The sequence below is a fragment of the Flavobacterium aeripolare genome, from assembly GCF_013294025.1.
Classification (GTDB): Bacteria; Bacteroidota; Bacteroidia; order Flavobacteriales; family Flavobacteriaceae; genus Flavobacterium.
The window spans coordinates 1-18,468 of sequence record NZ_JABSNL010000012.1; the positions used below are offsets into that span (position 1 = coordinate 1).

General features: G+C 34.5%; 14 protein-coding genes. 10 read left to right on the forward strand and 4 right to left on the reverse strand.

Annotated features, from left to right (window positions below; genetic code table 11):
- From HNQ00_RS13490 to HNQ00_RS13505, 4 genes are all read left to right on the forward strand, one after another.
- Positions 1 to 383 (forward strand): OmpA family protein (locus HNQ00_RS13490; protein WP_173839031.1); only part of this gene is annotated, 383 nt, incomplete at its 5' end.
- Between the two features lie 411 nt (positions 384 to 794).
- Entirely contained in the window at positions 795 to 2,225 is a 1,431-nt protein-coding gene (locus tag HNQ00_RS13495) for an OmpA family protein (RefSeq protein ID WP_173839032.1), read from the forward strand.
- A 65-nt stretch (positions 2,226 to 2,290) separates the two neighbouring features.
- Positions 2,291 to 5,056 carry a PD-(D/E)XK nuclease family protein gene (locus tag HNQ00_RS13500; protein WP_173839033.1) on the forward strand — a complete coding sequence of 922 codons (2,766 nt, stop codon included), beginning with the start codon at positions 2,291 to 2,293 and terminating at the stop codon, positions 5,054 to 5,056.
- A 358-nt stretch (positions 5,057 to 5,414) separates the two neighbouring features.
- The gene (locus HNQ00_RS13505; protein WP_173839034.1) at positions 5,415 to 6,095 is read left to right on the forward strand and encodes an ATP-binding cassette domain-containing protein; all 681 of its coding nucleotides are present in this window, start codon (positions 5,415 to 5,417) and stop codon (positions 6,093 to 6,095) included.
- Here the strand turns inward: HNQ00_RS13505 and HNQ00_RS13510 are convergent.
- Positions 6,082 to 6,864 (reverse strand): alpha/beta fold hydrolase, encoded by a 783-nt coding sequence (locus HNQ00_RS13510; protein ID WP_173839035.1) that lies wholly within the window; start codon positions 6,862 to 6,864, stop codon positions 6,082 to 6,084. The genes HNQ00_RS13505 and HNQ00_RS13510 overlap by 14 nt on opposite strands.
- 276 nt (positions 6,865 to 7,140) lie before the next feature.
- On the opposite strand from HNQ00_RS13510, the gene HNQ00_RS13515 reads away from it, so the two are divergent.
- On the forward strand, positions 7,141 to 8,385 hold the full coding sequence (locus HNQ00_RS13515) for an AbiH family protein (RefSeq protein WP_173839036.1): 1,245 nt from the start codon (positions 7,141 to 7,143) through the stop codon (positions 8,383 to 8,385).
- A gap of 60 nt (positions 8,386 to 8,445) precedes the next feature.
- Here the strand turns inward: HNQ00_RS13515 and HNQ00_RS13520 are convergent, their stop codons facing one another.
- Both HNQ00_RS13520 and HNQ00_RS13525 read right to left on the reverse strand, forming a co-directional pair.
- Positions 8,446 to 9,246 (reverse strand): TIGR00266 family protein, encoded by an 801-nt coding sequence (locus HNQ00_RS13520; RefSeq protein ID WP_173839037.1) that lies wholly within the window; start codon positions 9,244 to 9,246, stop codon positions 8,446 to 8,448.
- A 399-nt stretch (positions 9,247 to 9,645) separates the two neighbouring features.
- Positions 9,646 to 10,938: an aminopeptidase P family protein gene (locus tag HNQ00_RS13525; RefSeq protein ID WP_173839038.1), complete on the reverse strand. Its 1,293-nt coding sequence runs from the start codon at positions 10,936 to 10,938 to the stop codon at positions 9,646 to 9,648.
- Between the two features lie 511 nt (positions 10,939 to 11,449).
- Here HNQ00_RS13525 and HNQ00_RS13530 point away from each other — a divergent pair.
- The 5 genes from HNQ00_RS13530 to HNQ00_RS13550 all read left to right on the forward strand — a co-directional run bounded on the left by HNQ00_RS13530 (position 11,450) and on the right by HNQ00_RS13550 (position 16,759).
- Positions 11,450 to 12,115 (forward strand): succinate dehydrogenase cytochrome b subunit, encoded by a 666-nt coding sequence (locus tag HNQ00_RS13530; protein WP_173839039.1) that lies wholly within the window; start codon positions 11,450 to 11,452, stop codon positions 12,113 to 12,115.
- A gap of 12 nt (positions 12,116 to 12,127) precedes the next feature.
- The gene (locus tag HNQ00_RS13535; RefSeq protein ID WP_173839040.1) at positions 12,128 to 14,128 is read left to right on the forward strand and encodes a fumarate reductase/succinate dehydrogenase flavoprotein subunit; all 2,001 of its coding nucleotides are present in this window, start codon (positions 12,128 to 12,130) and stop codon (positions 14,126 to 14,128) included.
- 40 nt (positions 14,129 to 14,168) lie between these two features.
- Entirely contained in the window at positions 14,169 to 14,531 is a 363-nt protein-coding gene (locus tag HNQ00_RS13540; protein WP_173839041.1) for a four helix bundle protein, read from the forward strand.
- Positions 14,532 to 14,575: 44 nt separating this feature from the next.
- Positions 14,576 to 15,322, forward strand: coding sequence for a succinate dehydrogenase/fumarate reductase iron-sulfur subunit (locus HNQ00_RS13545; RefSeq protein WP_173839042.1), 747 nt, complete (start codon positions 14,576 to 14,578; stop codon positions 15,320 to 15,322).
- 669 nt (positions 15,323 to 15,991) lie between these two features.
- Positions 15,992 to 16,759 carry an amidohydrolase gene (locus HNQ00_RS13550; protein WP_173839043.1) on the forward strand — a complete coding sequence of 256 codons (768 nt, stop codon included), beginning with the start codon at positions 15,992 to 15,994 and terminating at the stop codon, positions 16,757 to 16,759.
- Here the strand turns inward: HNQ00_RS13550 and HNQ00_RS13555 are convergent.
- On the reverse strand, positions 16,756 to 18,420 hold the full coding sequence (locus tag HNQ00_RS13555; protein WP_173839044.1) for an Ig-like domain-containing domain: 1,665 nt from the start codon (positions 18,418 to 18,420) through the stop codon (positions 16,756 to 16,758). The genes HNQ00_RS13550 and HNQ00_RS13555 overlap by 4 nt on opposite strands.
- Positions 18,421 to 18,468: the final 48 nt, after the last annotated feature.

The following is an 18,468-nucleotide window of genomic DNA, read 5'->3' on the forward strand; positions in this document are numbered from 1 at the left end:
ATGGTGGTTGTCCTGAAGTTTCTGCTGAAGTTATCAAACAATTGAATGACTACGGTAAAACAATCTTATTTGATTCAGGAAAATCTTCTTTCAAATCACAATCTTACCCAGTATTACAATCTATCAACGATATCTTGAAAGAGCATCCTAACTCAAACTTTATGGTTGAAGGTCATACTGATAGTGATGGAAGTAATGCGTTGAACCAAACTTTATCTGAAAATAGAGCTGCTGCAGTAAGAAACTACTTAGTAGAAAAAGGAATCAATACAGACAGATTGAAATCTACTGGTTTTGGTGAAACTAAACCAATCGCTTCTAATAAAACAGCAAAAGGAAAAGCTGAAAACAGAAGAGTTGAAGTTTCTTTGATCAAAGAATAATTTCTTCAAAATATTTATAGAAAACGCCCCGATGTATCGGGGCGTTTTTTTTTACCACAACAATTAATTACTCTTTGATAAATAGTACTTTTCTTAGTTGAACAGCGGGATAAAAAATTAACACAAATTACTGCTTTATTAAAAAATATATAAAGTTGTAAAATTTTAGTTGAATGTTATAAATGTGAATAAGCACAATGGTTTAGCTCGTTGTCATTTTTATTTTGTGAGAACTTTATCAAAAGAAATTCTAAAGAAAATATAGCTAATCATGTTAAATTTTTTTTAAAGTGATTTGTATAACTAGCGTTATTAAATACCTTTGATAACAATAAAAGTTTGACTTTAAGGTTAACTATTAACGCACTATTTTGTGCATAATTAAACAAATTTATAATTAAAAAAACAAGTATGAAAAATCTTAATAAGGTTTTAGTTGCTGGTATGATGGTTATGGGATTAAGTTCTCAAGCCCAAGACAGTAACAATCCATGGGCGATCTCTTTTGGGGCAAACGCGGTAGACACTAGAACTAGTGCAAAAGGAAATGACGGTTCGTTAAATGATATCTTTGCGCAACCATTTGATACAAAAAGCAATTGGAACGCTATTCCTACGGTATCTTACATCAGTGTATCTAGATATTTAGGAGATAATATTTCTTTTGGATTGCAAGGTTCTGTTAACAAAATTGACAAATACATTAAATTTGATCCAACAGCTGTAGGAAGTGATTCACATGGTAACACAAGATCTAATCCTGATGATTTAATGTACTACGGAATTGATGCTTCATTTAAATATAGCTTCATGAACTTAATTGGATCTAAAGTAATTGACCCATCGTTACATATTGGTGGAGGATACACTTTCTTTGGAGACAGTAGTTACGGAACTGTTAATCCAGGTGCTGGACTAACTTTCTGGTTTACTAAAAAATTAGGTTTAGCTCTTGAAACATCATACAAAAAATCTTATGGAGATAGAGAAGATGCTGCTGGAGCTCCAGATGCACCATCTCACTTTCAACACACTGCTGGTCTTATCTTCAAATTTGGAGGAAAAGACACTGATGGTGATGGAATTTCTGATAAAGACGATGCTTGTCCAGAAATTGCTGGTTTAAAAGAATTCAACGGTTGTCCTGATACAGACGGCGATGGTATTCCTGATAAAGATGATGCTTGTCCAACTATTGCAGGTCCTAAAGAATTCAACGGATGTCCTGATACTGATGGAGACGGAATCCCAGATAATGAAGATGCTTGTCCAAATATTGCTGGTTTAAAAGCGTTAAATGGTTGTCCTGATGCTGATGGAGATGGAATCGCTGATAAAGATGATAAATGTCCAAACGTTGCAGGTCCTAAAGAAAATGCGGGATGTCCTTGGCCAGATACTGACGGAGACGGAGTATTAGACAAAGATGATAAATGTCCTACTGTAAAAGGAACTGCTGCTAATGGTGGTTGTCCTGAAGTTTCTGTTGAGGTAATCAAACAATTGAACAACTACGGTAAAACGATTTTATTTGATTCAGGAAAATCTTCTTTCAAATCACAATCGTATACAGTTTTACAATCAATCACTGATATCTTGAAAGAGTATCCTAACTCAAACTTTATGATCGAAGGTCATACTGATAGTGATGGAAGTAATGCATTGAACCAAACTTTATCTGAAAATAGAGCTGCTGCAGTAAGAAACTACTTGGTAGAAAAAGGAATCAATGCAGACAGATTGAAATCTACTGGTTTTGGTGAAACTAAACCAATCACTTCTAATAAAACAGCAAAAGGAAAAGCTGAAAACAGAAGAGTTGAAGTTTCTTTGATTAAATAGTATTTTCTTCAAAATATTTATAGAAAACGCCCCGATTTATCGGGGCGTTTTTTTATTTTTATAGGATGATAAATCATTCTTTCCTAGATAAAATTGCGGCTAGTTTAATCGAAAATTATAGTGACAATTTAACAGATACTATTGTTGTTTTACCCAATAAAAGAGCAAAAATATTCTTGATTGATGCTTTAAAAAAGCAAGTAACTGCTAATATTTTATCTCCAGAAATTATTAGTATAGAGGATTTTATCCAGGATATTTCTCAAATTAGAACCGTTGATCCTATTGAGTTGCTTTTTGAATTTTATGAGGTGTATTTATCAGTAACGGATAAAGCGCAACAACAATCATTTGAACAATTTGCTAATTGGGCAAAGATGCTCTTACAAGACTTTAATGAGATTGATCGGTATTTATTAGATCCTAATTATGTACTCTCTTATTTAAAAGATATTGAAGATATCAAGAAATGGGGAATTGAGGTCGATCAGAAGACACAATTATTAGAGAACTACATTGATTTTTGGAAGTTATTGCCTAAATATTATAAGGCCTTTTATGACCATTTGTTAAAAAAGGGAATTGGTTACCAAGGGCTTATTTATCGTCAAGCAGTTGAGAATTTGCAGGCTTATACTAAAAAAATTCAGAACAAGAAGTATCTATTTGCAGGTTTTAATGCTTTAAACGCAAGTGAGGAGAAGATTATCCAACACTTAGTTGCTGTTGATCAAGCCAAAATTTATTGGGATGCAGATCAAACATTTTTAAACGATCCATATCACGATGCAGGTTTGTTTTTAAGAAGGTTTAAGTCTAACTGGAAACACTACAAATCAAATCCGTTTGAATGGATAGTTGATGAGTTTTCTCAATCTAAAAATATCCAAGTAATAGGTACCCCTAAAACCATAGGGCAGGCTAAAATTGCTGGTACCATCATAGAAAAAATCCTTGATGAAAACCCAATGGCTTCACTTGATAAAGTAGCGATTGTGCTAGGGGAGGAGAATGTGCTAGTGCCTCTTTTATATTCATTGCCGTCTACTGTAGGTGCTTTGAATATTACCATGGGTTATTCGAGTAAGAACAATCCAGCTCAAATTTTGATTGCCAAATTATTTAAAATGCATACTAATGCTTTATCACGTAATGTAAAAAGCTATGTGTTGTATTATAAAGATGTGCTAGATGTTTTAACGCATCCGCTGGTCGAACCTTATGCTCAAACCGCAGCATTGGTGAAGATCATTAATCAAAATAATTATACGTTTATCACACATCAAAAGCTAATAGAATTAAATCCTCAGCCTACTGATTTATTCTTGCTACTGTTTAAAAAATGGGATAACGGATCGATTGCTGTTCTAGAAACAATCTCTGAATTACTTTTAACAATCAAAAATAATTTAAGTAATGATAACGAGGAGGAGAAAATAACCAAAGCCTTTGTGTTTGCTATTTTTAAAGTGATAAATAAGTTAATTAATTACTATTCTCAGCACTCGCATATCGACAAAATTGACACCCTACACGCTATTTATAAACAAGTGATTGATCTAGCTGAAGTTTCCTTTGAAGGTGAGCCGCTTAACGGCTTGCAAATCATGGGAGTGCTAGAAAGTCGTGTTTTAGATTTTGATACCGTGATTGTGACTTCTATGAATGAAGGTAAGTTTCCTGCTGGAAAATCTCAAAATTCTTTTATTCCTTATGATGTGAAAAGGGAGTTAGGTTTGCCTACATTCAAGGAAAAGGATGCCATCTATACCTATCACTTTTACCACTTATTGCAAAGAGCAAAGAATGTCTATTTACTTTATAATACGGAGAGTGACGGACTCGATGCTGGTGAAAAAAGTAGGTTTATTACGCAGCTTGAAGTTGAAAAACAACCTAATCATAATTTAACGCACGAAATCTATAATGCTGTCCTCCCTGAGAAAGCGTATGAACCTATGGTAATTGAAAAATCAGATGCGGTGATGAGCAGGCTGGAAGAAATTGCAAGGATCGGATTTTCGCCTTCTGCCTTGACGAGTTATATACGTAATCCAATACAGTTTTATTTCCAAAAAATCTTGCGCATTAGAGAAGTTGATGAAGTCGAAGAGAATATTGCTTTAAATACCTTGGGAACTATTATTCACGAAACCTTAAAAGCATTGTATGACCCATTTGTTGGTAGATTTATTTCGGAGGCTGATATTGAAAACTGTTTCAAGTTAATTGACGCAGAAGTGCTTACGCAGTTCAAAGCGGTTTATAAAGAGGGCGAAATTAAGAAAGGTCGAAATTTACTGGCGTTTGAAGTGGCAAAACGAAACGTACACAACTTTTTGAAAGTAGAGCTAGAAAATATCAAAGCGGGTGATGCAATAAAAATTATTGCCTTAGAAAAAACGTATGAAAGAGTGCTTACAGATCCTGCTTTGCCATTTCCGGTACTTATAAAAGGGAATGTTGATAGAATCGAAGAGCGCAATGGAAACGTTAGAATCGTAGATTATAAAACAGGTAAGGTTGAAAAAGCAAGTGTCATACTTAAATCGTGGAGAGGTTTAACAGAAGATATTAAAAACGACAAAATAATTCAGGTCTTGGCGTATGCTTTCATGTATGAGACCTTGGCGGAATCTAAACCTATTGAGGCGGGAATTATTTCGTTCAAAAATTTAAAATCGGGATTTTTGCCTTTCAATTTTAAAGAAGAAAAAGAAAGTCAAGTCCTTATTGATGCTACTATTATGGATAATTACAAAGTAGAAATCGGCACTTTGTTAAAAGAGATTTTAGATAAAAATATTCCTTTTGAAGAAAAAGTGGTTTGATAATTTTTTTAAAACAATGTAGTATTTATATGTAAGAAATGGTTTTCTTTACAGAAACGAGCCAACCTATCAAAAAAGCACTTAATATTTTCGAATTTTATAAAAGCACGCTGCTAATCAATTTAGCAATTTGCGTGATGCCAATGCTTTTTCTTGGCTTCATGGTTTTTAAATATGTTTTCTTGACGGTAGGTTTTGCAGTTAGTTTGCTGTGTAAAGAACTTAATTCAAAAAACGAGTACTTATTCTATTATAATAATGCTATTTCAAAAACAGCCCTTTGGCTATACGCCTGGTGTTTCAATTTTGTAACACTAATAATCATCAGTTTAGTTTATAACCTTATCCTGAAATTATTTTGAAAAAACATGTTTTAGAAGTCGATAGTGTCCAGAAAAGTTATGACAATAAGCTCGTCCTTTCAGATGTGTATTTACAATGTGAAACGGGCGAAATCATAGGATTACTCGGTCGCAATGGGTCGGGAAAATCTACTTTATTAAAAATTATTTTCGGAATCGAGAAAGCCGAATTTAAGTTTGTTAGAATAGACCACAGTGTAAAAGTAAAAACCAGCGATTTGTTTCGGGACATTAGTTACCTCTCTCAAGAGAATTTTATCCCTAGACATTTTACAGTTGCAAAGGCAATCCAACTTTCAATAGAAAAAAGTACTATTGAAAATTTTTATAAAGATCATTTTATCCAAAACATAAAGGAGAACAAGATCAGTCAATTGTCTGGTGGCGAAATGCGGTATCTCGAAATCAAAATAGTTTTAAGTAATGCATCTAAATTTATACTCCTTGACGAGCCTTATAATGGATTGTCGCCGGTTATGATCGAAAAAGTGAATGCTTTACTATTGCAAAATGCTACTAAAAAAGGAATTATTATTACTGACCACAATTATGAGAACGTGATCTCTATTGCTACAAAATTAATTGTGATCAAAGATCAAAAAGTGCATCACATCAAGGATAAGTACGATCTTATTAATAAAGGTTATTTGAGTGAGAATGCTTTTAAATCTTCTTGAAAAACTGCAATAGAATTTCGGTTAGTTCTTCTTGATTTTCAATGTGAGACATGTGGCCATCAGGAAAAGTGACCAACTTTACATCAGTGTCTTCCACTTGTTTTAGGGTATCTTGGTATTGTAAAACGGGATCTTTTTCTCCCAATATTAACATTTTAGGGTAGGGTGTTAAATGCAGTAAAACCTCTCTGTCTGCCCTAATTTTCATTCCTTCTAGCGAAGCAACAATAGCTTGAAGCGGTGTATTTAAAGCTTCTATTTTAACGTTTTCAATCTCGGTTTTCAATCGCTCTCTGTTAGATTCGCTAAATAAATTAGCAATAGCTAAGCTCACAAAACTAGTGTGATTTTGCTTCACTGCTTTTATAGCACGATCACGATTTATTTTTTTCTCCGCACCATCTGCTGTGGCAGTCGAGTTTAAAAGCACAAGTCCCTTCACGTTATCGGGGTACAGTTCAGCAAAAGCTAAGGCAATATAACCACCCATAGAATGCCCTACAAAAATGGCTTTCCTAATGCGCAATTCTGATAAAACAGCTTGCACCGCATCGGCGTTGTCTTCCATGCTGTGAACATAACCCATGCATTCAGTGGCGCCATGTCCTAATAAATCAATGGTGATCACCCTGTTTTTTTTAGAAAGTGGAGCGATATAATTATCCCACATGTTTTGATTTTCAAGAAAACCATGTAGTAAAACAATTGCCGTTCCTTTGCCGGTATCTGTAAAAGCGATATTTGTGTTTTTGAACTGCGTATTTTTCAAATCTAAATTTTAGACTGCAAAAGTAAGTCTATTTATTTTTTTAGGAGCACTGCCTCCCTGCATATTTCATGATTGCTCCCGCTTTTCGCTATATCTTTTATCCCTCCCGATAGTTATCGGGAGGGATAAAAGGATGCCGCTGCAATCGGGGCTAGCTAGTTTGTTCTAATTTTTCAAGAATGTTATTATATTGTTGATAACAAAGTCATCGAAGCTGTTTCTTAGAAGCTCGATTGTAATAAAATTCAGTAGATTTGAGGAAAGCAATTTATAGAAATGAACAGACTTGTTATTATAGGAAACGGATTTGATTTAGCTCATGGATTACCAACTTCGTATAAAGATTTTATAGAGGATTATTGGAAGACGGTTTCAGAAAATTTATACTTAAATTATAAATATGAAGATCATTTATTTGCTTGTAATATTCAAAGTCTGACCTCAAAATTTAAAAGCGGCTTGTTAAAAGAAAGTGATTTAAAAGATTTAAATTCTATCAAAAAATTAATCGTAAAATACCAAAGCCACACTACATATAGGTTTAATAACACGTTTTTCTCAGTAATTAATGATATAGTAGGAATAGAGAAATGGGTTGATATTGAAGATTTGTATTATAGTCAATTAAAAAAAATAGTTCGATCTGCAACAAAAGATCGTTTGGATAGTAGACTTGGTTGGCAGAAAGAACAAAAAAAATTAGTAAAAGTCTTGAATAATGATTTTGATCAGCTTAAATTATTATTAGAAAAATATTTAATTGAACGGATTGAAGAAGGTTTTGTTTTCTCAAAAGACCGAGCTATTCAATTTTTGGATATTTTCAAGAATGATTCTTATGAAGATGGAGCACTTAATAAATTCCTTGACGAATTATCTGGAAAGGGACAAAAATATATTAAAGATATTTTAAATGGGATTGAATACAAATTTGATACCTCTCAGAACTCCTGCGAAAATGATCCAGTTAAACAACAATTATTTATGGATACTTGTTTTCTGGATTTCAATTATACATCAACTGTTTCAGAATATGTAAATGAATTGGGAAAAGACTATTATAAGGTTAATCAAATTCATGGTAATTTGAGAAACATTCAAAACCCAATAAATTTCGGATTTGGAGATGAAATGGATAAATTTTATCAGGAAATAGAAGAAAAAAATGATAACGAATATTTACATAATATCAAATCTTTTCAATATTTACATACTTCGAACTATAAGAACCTATTAGAATTGATTGATAACATTCCTTTTCAGGTATATATCATGGGGCACTCTTGTGGATTGTCTGACAGAACTTTGTTAAATACTGTTTTCGAGCATGAAAATTGTTGTTCAATAAAAGTTTTTTATTACGAGCAGAAAGATGTTGAAGGTAAAATTATTAGTGATAATTATACAGAACTTACTCAAAACATTTCTAGACATTTCAATGACAAGAAATTGATGAGATCAAAAATAGTTAACAAAACACTATGTCAACCAATGCCTCAAATTAAACTTCCTTTAAAATAAAAAACGACTCTCATCACTGAAAGTCGTTCTTTAAATAGGTTATAGTTATAAATTGCTTTTCTAAAAACGATTATCACCATCTAATAAATTACCTAATCCGCCAAGTATACTTCCTTCACCGCGGCTTTCTCCACCAACTCTAGGTGCTGATGCAATGATTCTATCAGCTAGACGACTGAAGGGTAGTGATTGTACGTAAACCGTTCCTGGACCACGTAATGTAGCGTAGAATAATCCTTCTCCTCCAAAGATGGAGTTCTTGATTCCGCCTATGAATTCGATATCATAATCAACATCTTTTGTGAAACCGATGATACAGCCGGTGTCTACTTTTAAAATTTCTCCAGCTTTTAATTCTTTTTTAGCCATCGTTCCTCCAGAATGTACAAAAGCCATTCCGTCACCTTCAATTTTTTGCATGATGAATCCTTCACCACCAAAAAGGCCACGACCAATTTTCTTAGAAAATTCGATTCCTACTGATACTCCTTTTGCGGCACAAAGAAACGAACTCTTTTGACAGATGAATTTTCCGTGAAATTCGGTTAGGTCAATAGGAAGAATTTTTCCTGGATACGGAGAGGCAAAGGATACTTTTCCTTTTCCGTTGTGCTGGTTAATAAAAGCGGTCATAAACATGCTTTCGCCTGTTAAAACTCTTTTACCAGCGCTTAATAATTTGTCAAAAATTCCTGATTGTTGTCTAGATCCGTCTCCAAAAATAGTTTGCATCTGGATGTTGTTGTCCATCATCATGAAGCTGCCTGCCTCTGCGATAACTATTTCTTGTGGATCTAATTCGATTTCGACGTATTGCATTTCCTCGCCAAAAATTTCGTAATCTATTTCGTGTGCTGTCATAATGTAGATTGTTATTGATTTTTAAAAGATGATTTTGTTTGTTGGTAAATCATTAGTAATAAGAATTCGTTCTTTTTGAGTAATGACTTTGTCGTTTATATAATATATGACGAAAATAGTAGTATAAAGTTACAGTTTGTGATGCTTATAAAAATATTGTTTTGGAAGAATTAACGTTCTTTTAATGCGCAAGGGATGGCAGCGGCTAGCCCACAGTCCCGTTTTTTAGGGACGAGGACTAATAGCGTACAGCCCGACCCTGACGGAGTTTACGTAGGCGGGATGCGCCCAAATAGAAGTATTTAATCGTATAAAAGATGTTTATAATAACTTTTGAGCATAAAAAAAACAGCCTAGAATATTCTAGACTGTTCACTTTAAACTTAAACTTGAAACCTTTTAAGCGTTCATCAAACTCTCAATTTCGTCAACCTCAATAGGAATGTTGCGCATTAAGTTGAACGGTTCGCCAGTTTTTTGAATTACAACATCATCCTCAAGACGAATCCCAAAACCTTCTGCAGGAATATAAATCCCAGGCTCTACAGTAAAGACCATATTAGCTTGCATTGGCTCAGTCAATAGTCCGTAATCATGTGTGTCAAGTCCCATGTGGTGCGACGTACCGTGCATGAAATATTTTTTATAAGCAGGCCATTCTGGGTTTTCGTTTTGCACATCGGCTTTGTCAAGAAGTCCTAAGCCCAACAACTCTGAAGTCATTAATTTACCAACTTCCACATGATATTGTTTCCATAATGTTCCTGGAACTAGCATTTTTGTAGCTTCGTTTTTAACTTTCAAGACTGCGTTGTAAACCGCTTTTTGTCTGTCAGAGAATTTTCCTGAAACGGGAATCGTACGGGTCATATCGCTTGAGTAATTTCCGTATTCAGCTCCTACATCAAGTAGAATTAAATCGCCGGCTTTACACTGTTGGTTATTCTCGATGTAATGCAATACGTTTGCGTTGTTTCCTGAAGCAATTATTGGTGTGTAAGCAAAACCTTTAGAACGATTGCGTATGAACTCATGGATAAATTCGGCTTCGATTTCGTACTCAGCAACGTTTGGTTTTACAAATGATAGAATTCGTCTAAAACCTTTTTCGGTGATGTCACAGGCTTTTTGAATCAAATCAATTTCTTCACTTTCCTTAACAGAACGAATGCGTTGTAGTATTGGATTGCTTTTTGCGACAGCATGAGCAGGATATTTCTCCTTCCATTTTTTTACAAAACGAGCCTCACGAGTTTCTGTTTCAACGGATGCACGATAGTGTTCATTAGTATTGATGTACATCGTATCTGCATACGTCATCATTTCGTTTAAAACCTTATCAAAATCTTGCAACCAGTATATGTTCTTTATTCCTGTAACTGCTACAGCACGCTCTTTAGTTAGTTTCTCCCCTTCCCACACAGCGATGTGATCGTTAGTTTCTTTTAAAAAAAGCATCTCTCTTTGGTTTTCATAAGGAGCATCTGGAAAAAGCAATAATATACTTTCTTCTTGATCTACACCTGATAAGTAAAAAATATCACGGTGTTGTGCAAAGGGCATTGTGCTATCTGCGCTTATTGGGTAAATATCATTAGAGTTAAAAACGGCAACACTCTTAGGCTTCATTTGAGCTACGAATTTTGCACGGTTTTTTATAAATAAGTCACGGTCAATTTGATGGTATTTCATAACGTAAGTTGTTTTTACTTTTAATTACTCAAAAATACTAAGATTAAATTGTTTCCCGTTATGAATTCAATAATTTATCTTTACAACAGTGAAAGTTAACAATGCGATTAACTTTATAAACTTGTTTTAAGTAGCTAACGTATTTGGATTATGTTATTTTGACGGTAGTACATTTGCAGTCAATATTTAGTAGAAATTAGCAACAAGATGAGTCAAATTTGTGATTTTTTTATTTTTATTCGAAAGCAAATTTGAAATTATTGAGACGGTAGTGGGGTACACTTGAAAAAAACAGTTATTTAAGGCTAATTTTAAAAGGTATTTAAGGCTTTATTGATAGTTGTTTAAGTAACTTACGGTGGTATAATGGGTTAGCGCCTATGATTTAAGACATTGTTAAAAAGGCTGCTAGAACACTTTAAATTCATTATAAATAACAACGAAAAGGTTGTAGTTCAAGTCTATTTGCAGTATTTTTGTAATATTTTTTAAAACAAATTATTCAAATCTTATGGCAAAATCTGCATTATTGAAGTCGTCAATAGCTAAAAAAGTTGCTATGGCGCTTTCAGGAATTTTTCTGATGTTGTTTCTAGCACAGCACTTTTTCATTAACATGACTTCGGTATTTAGTTCCGACGTATTTAATTCGATTTCTCATTTCATGGGAAATAATCCTTTAGTACAATTTGTGATACAGCCTATCTTAATAGTAGGGGTGATTTTTCACTTTATTATGGGTTTTGTTTTAGAAATTCAAAATAGAAATGCAAGACCTATTGCTTATGCAAAAAACAATGGTGCTGCAAACTCATCTTGGGCATCTAGAAACATGATTATTTCTGGTTTAGTAATTTTAGCCTTTTTATGTGTGCATTTTTACGATTTCTGGTTTCCAGAGATGGTTTATAAGTACGTAGAAGGAAGTCCATTAAACGAAACTAGATATTTTCATGAATTAGCCGAAAAGTTTGAGAGTCCAGTACGTACTGCTTTGTATTGTATTTCTTTTGTACTACTTGCACTGCATTTGAAACACGGATTTAGTTCTTCATTTCAATCAGTTGGTTTCAATAATAAATACTCTAGAGGATTAAGAACATTTGGATTAGCATTTGCGTTCATCGTTCCTTTTGGATTTATTTTTATTGCTTTATTTCATCATTTCAATCATTAATATTAAATTATAATGGCATTAGACTCAAAAATTCCAAATGGTCCAATTTCGGATAAATGGACAGATTATAAAGATCATATTAATTTAGTGAATCCTGCAAACAAACGTAACTTAGATGTTATAGTTGTTGGTACAGGATTAGCTGGAGGTTCAGCTGCTGCAACATTAGCAGAATTAGGTTATAACGTAAAAGCTTTTTGTTTTCAAGATTCACCACGTCGTGCGCACTCTATTGCAGCACAAGGGGGAATTAACGCAGCTAAAAATTATAAAGGAGACGGAGATTCAGTTTTCAGATTGTTTTATGACACTGTAAAAGGAGGAGATTACCGTGCTCGTGAGGCAAACGTACATCGTCTTGCTGAAGTATCTACAAATATTATTGACCAGTGTGTGGCTCAAGGTGTTCCTTTAGCTCGTGAGTATGGTGGATTGCTAGACAACCGTTCTTTTGGTGGTGCTCTAGTATCTCGTACTTTCTATGCGCAAGGGCAAACAGGGCAGCAACTTTTATTAGGAGCTTACTCTGCTATGAACCGCCAGATTGGTCGTGGAAAAATTAAAATGCATAGCCGTCACGAGATGCTTGACATCGTAATCGTAAACGGAAAAGCAAGAGGGATTATCGCTCGTAACTTGATTACAGGTGAAATCGAAAGACATTCTGCTCACGCAGTTGTTATTGCTTCAGGAGGATACGGTAACGTATTTTTCTTGTCAACAAACGCAATGGGATCTAATGCTACTGCAGCTTGGAAAATCCATAAAAAAGGAGCGTTTTTTGCAAATCCTTGTTATACACAAATTCACCCAACATGTATTCCAGTTTCTGGAGACCACCAATCAAAGTTAACTTTGATGTCAGAGTCTTTACGTAATGATGGACGTATCTGGGTTCCTGCAAAAATCGAAGATGCAGTTGCAATTCGTGAAGGAAAGAAAAAAGCAAAAGACTTATCTGAAGCAGAAAGAGATTATTACTTAGAAAGAAGATATCCAGCTTTTGGTAACTTAGTTCCTAGAGATGTTGCTTCTCGTGCTGCAAAAGAAAGATGTGACGCTGGTTATGGAGTAAACAAAACAGGTGAAGCAGTTTACTTAGATTTTGCTGCTGCAATTCAACGTTACGGAAAAGAACAAGCCTATGTTAAAGGTTTAGATTCTAATGATACTGCTCTTATTACTAAATTAGGTACTGAGGTTGTAAAAAGTAAATACGGAAACTTATTCCAGATGTACTATAAAATTGTAGATGAGGATCCATATACTACTCCTATGATGATTTATCCAGCTGTGCATTACACAATGGGTGGAACATGGGTAGATTATAACTTAATGACTACAATTCCAGGATGTTTCTCTATTGGGGAATCAAATTTCTCTGATCACGGAGCAAATAGATTGGGAGCTTCTGCATTAATGCAAGGATTAGCTGATGGATATTTTGTATTGCCATACACAATTGGTGATTACTTATCTCCAGATATCAAAATGGGACCTATCCCAACAGATACTGCTGAATTTGCTGCAGCAGAAAAAGCGGTTAAAGATCAAATTGATAGATTCATGAATAACAATGGAACACATTCTGTTGACTATTTCCACAGGAAATTAGGAAAAATTATGTGGGACAAAGTTGGTATGGCTCGTAATGCAGCAGGATTAAATGAAGCAATCAACGAGATCGCTGCTTTGCGTGAAGAGTTTTACAAGGATGTTAAAATCCCTGGAACAGATAAAGGATTCAACCAAGAATTAGAAAAAGCGACTCGCGTTGCTGATTTCCTTGAACTAGGAGAGTTATTTGCTAAGGATGCATTACACCGTAATGAATCATGTGGAGGTCACTTTAGAGAAGAATACCAAACAGAAGATGGTGAAGCAAAACGTGATGACGAGAACTTCGCATACGTAGCTGCTTGGGAATACAAGGGAAAACCAAGCGATGCTGTTTTACACAAAGAAGACTTGGTATTTGACACCGTTAAACTAGTTCAAAGAAATTACAAGTAAAAGTATAGAGTAAGAAGCCACTAGCCAATAGTAAGAGATCATGAGCGATATAAAAACGTACAAAGATTTATTGATTTGGCAAAAAGGCATTTTACTTGTAAAAGTTGTTTACAATAATATTGAAGGTTTTCCTAAAGATGAAGTCTTTGGTTTAACTAGTCAAATAAAAAGATCAGCTGTTTCAATTCCCTCTAATATAGCAGAGGGATGGGGCAGAGGTTCTACCTTAAGTTATCTTCATTTTTTGAAAATCGCTAGAGGTTCTTTGTTTGAGTTAGAAACACAATTAATTATTGCAAACGAGTTGAGTTTTATAAGTGAATTAAAATTTAACGAGCTAACACAAATTATCACTGAAGAAAGTAAAATGTTAAACGCCTTTATAAAGTCATTGAGCAAGTAGTATAACTTTTGCCTTTTGCCTTTTGGCTAATAAACTAAAATACAATGAAACTTACATTAAAAATATGGCGTCAAAAAAACGCCCAAGATAAAGGAGCAATGGTTGATTATCAAATCGACGGAATTGAGCCAGACATGTCTTTCCTTGAAATGCTTGACGTTTTCAATGAAGATTTAATGAGTAAAGGTGGTGAGCCAGTTGCATTTGACCATGATTGTCGCGAAGGAATTTGCGGAATGTGTTCATTGTACATTAACGGTGAAGCACACGGTCCAGATAGAGGAGTAACAACTTGTCAATTACACATGCGTATGTTCAAGGATGGCGACACGATCACGATCGAGCCTTTCCGTGCTGCTGCGTTTCCAGTAGTAAAAGATTTAGTAGTTAACCGTAGTGCATTTGATAGAATCCAGCATGCTGGAGGTTTTATCTCTGTAAATACTTCAGGGAATACAATCGACGCAAATACAATTCCTATTCCTAAAGATGATGCAGATGCTTCATTTATGGCTGCGGCTTGTATTGGTTGTGGAGCTTGTGTTGCTAGTTGTAAAAACTCATCAGCAATGTTATTTGTAGCTGCTAAAGTTTCTCAATATGCACTGTTACCGCAAGGTAAAGTAGAAGCAACAGACCGTGTATTAAATATGGTACACCAAATGGATGCTGAAGGTTTTGGTAACTGTAGTAACACTGGAGCATGTGAGGTTGAATGTCCTAAAGGAATTTCTTTAGAAAACATCGCTCGTATGAATAGAGAATATTTATCTGCAAGTGCTCAAGGATAACTTAAATATAATGTCATAAAGTTTATATTTTACGGCAAAGATTAAAAAACGCATTCAATTTATTTGGATGCGTTTTTTTGTTTTTGGGGGTGTCCTCCGCAAAAGCTCCGGTCGGGCTATACGTTACAAGTCCTCGTACCTCCTCCGTCGGGCTGTGGGCTTTCCTCTGCTATCCCTCACCCGACTTAATGTTAGTCATTAGTTTATAGGCAATAGTTTATAGGCAATAGCCATTAGGTATTAGTGACTAGTGATTCGTAATTAGTTATTAGCCATTAGTTTATAGGTAATAGCCATTAGGCATTAGTTACTAGTGACTAGTAATTCGTAATTAGTTATAAGCCATTAGTTTATAGGTAATAGCCATTAGGTATTAGTTATTAGTTACTAGTGATTAGTTATTAGCCATTAGTTAGTAGGCAATAGTCATTAGGCAGCAGTTATTAGTGACTAGTGACTAGTGATTCGTAATTAGGTATTAGTTAAAAGTGACTGCTGATTAGGCATTAGTTATTAGTGACTAGTGATTCGTAGTTAGGTAATATTGCCAAGTGATTTGTGATAGCTGCTTGATGCTGTTTCAGATGCTCTATGTTTAAGATGTATTGGTGATTGTAATTTAGAAGATTACCATTCGATCAGTATGTCAATTTTTAGTAATTTTATAAAATGAAAGTAGCAATAATACAATCTGCATTAGTCTGGGAAAATCCACAAGCAAACAGAGAAAATTTCGAAGAAAAAATAAACTCAATTGAGGGAGCGGTAAACCTAATTGTTCTTCCTGAAATGTTTACTTCTGGTTTTACAATGAATCCTGCTGCAACCGCCGAAACCATGACGGGAGAAACAGTGGTATGGATGCAAACTTTGGCGAAAGCCAACAACTGCGCAATAACCGGTAGTGTTGTGATTGAAGAAGAAGGAGCGTTTTATAACCGACTATTATTTGTGTTTCCATCTGGAGAATTACAGCAGTATAACAAGAGGCATTTATTTACGCTTGCGGGTGAGGAAAAACAATACGCAAAAGGAGGTGAAAAGTTAATCGTAAACTATATGGGATGGCGTATTGCACCACTTATATGCTACGACTTGCGCTTTCCTGTCTTCTCTAGAAATAACAACGATTATGATCTACTGCTGTACGTGGCAAACTGGCCTAGTAAACGCTTGCACGCTTGGAATAGCTTGCTAGCTGCTAGAGCGATTGAGAATATGAGTTACACCATTGGGGTAAATAGAATAGGCTTAGATGGCAATAATCACGATTACAGTGGACAATCACAAGTATTAGACGCGCTAGGTTACACCGTAGCCAACGCTGCTGCTCAGGAGACTGTTATAATTGTTGACTTAGACAAAAAAGCACTCGATGATGCCAGACAAAGATTTAATTTTTTGAATGATCGCGACACTTTTACAATCACTCATTAAAAAGAAGATTTCTTTTTATTTGTAGGTTTTTCTTTTGGTGGTGCGATATAGGGTAAGCTCACATCAAAAGTTTCTTCCCAATCAAAATTAGCGTGAATATTAATCTCTTTTGAGGAATAAATTACCTCTTCAGAGTAGCGCTTTTGTAAATAACTACCGGTATCATATACGCCGTTTTTATTATCGTCATAAATTAATCGCAGCGTCAAAACAGTAGGTTCGACCAAGTTAAAATCGATAGTCGTTTTAGCTTCTGAAAATTCCGATGCAATTACTTTACCTTGACTATTTGTTAATTCGACAATTACAGGAAAACGTTTTACATTTTGCAACTGCACTCGCAGGTTTGCATAATCTGCAGGAGTTTTAGTCGTTAATTTGTAATTCAAACTATCATTAGACTGTTCAAAAAAGTCAATTAGTGCTCCGGGTAATAATGAGATAGTGTACTGCTCAGAAGCCTCTTTCTTGAAATCTATAAAAAACTGTTGGTTAAAATCATCATATTCTGTGGTGAAATCAACCGCAGTAGAATCTTTAGATAATAATTTTAGTTTTGACTTGTCAAATTTAACTAATGGCGTGCTAGCTTCTAATGTGAAGCGATCTCTAAAATTCAAAACACCATTTTGAAGCGCTTTGATGTCTAAGCTATCCTTTTTTTGATCTTTTATTCTTAAAATAAAGTCCTCTTTATAATTGTCACGGCTAACACTAATTGCTAAAGAATCTGCTTTCAATGGTTTGTACCACACTTGCAAGGAATCTTTTTCTGGCATCTTTGTAACAAGAGAAGGGACAACAATCTTATTGCTAGTTACAACAACTTTAGGTGGGTTTGCTTTTAATCTTTGTTTACCATCATACCCTAACAATAATTTATTTCCTGAGGATTGACTTGGTTTAAATGTTTTAAAATCTAGTGTTTCCTTAAATAAATCAACCGTGTAAGCGGTGTCATTTGGGATCGTAATAACCTCTTTTAAAAAACCTATTTTGTCTTGTTTAGGATTGAATTTATTGTTGCTGTTTTGGTCCTTCATAGCCACTAACAAGTACTTACCTGCCTTCAGGTTTTCTAATTTAAAAGTTTTTAAACTGTCTAAGGTGTTAGTGATGTATCGTGGTGATTTATTATAAACCACAGAGTCGTTAAATTTGTCGTCCATGTCATAAAGCATCACTGATATAAAAGCATCAGCTTCTTTTTCGTAGGCATCTCTAACCGTTCCGGTTAAAGATAATGAATCGATATATGCTCCCGTTGAAAATACATATTTGAACTGGTTCAAGGCATTTCCTTCGTTATTATCGGCAATACTTTGACCAAAGTTGAAGCTGTAAGTAGTATTGGGTTTTAGAGTATCTTTAATTTTTATAGTCAAATATTTAGTAGCCGTTGTAGGTGAAATAATTGGCTCGCGCTCCATAGGTGGAGAAATAATCAATTGCTTATTGACATTAGTCAACTTAATATATTCGTCAAAAACTAATTTGATTTCGTCACCTTGAAATTTAGTGCTAAAATTTTCAGGAAAACTAATTTTTAAGTTGGGTGCAAGCGTGTCTTTTAGACCACCAGTAATTGTGCCTCTCTTAGCACAATTTGTTAATGATAGGGCTAAAAGTATGAAAATAAGGATTGCTTTATTCTTGAACATAAAATCTTTGAATTTATAGCTACAAAATAACAATTATATTTTCTGTAA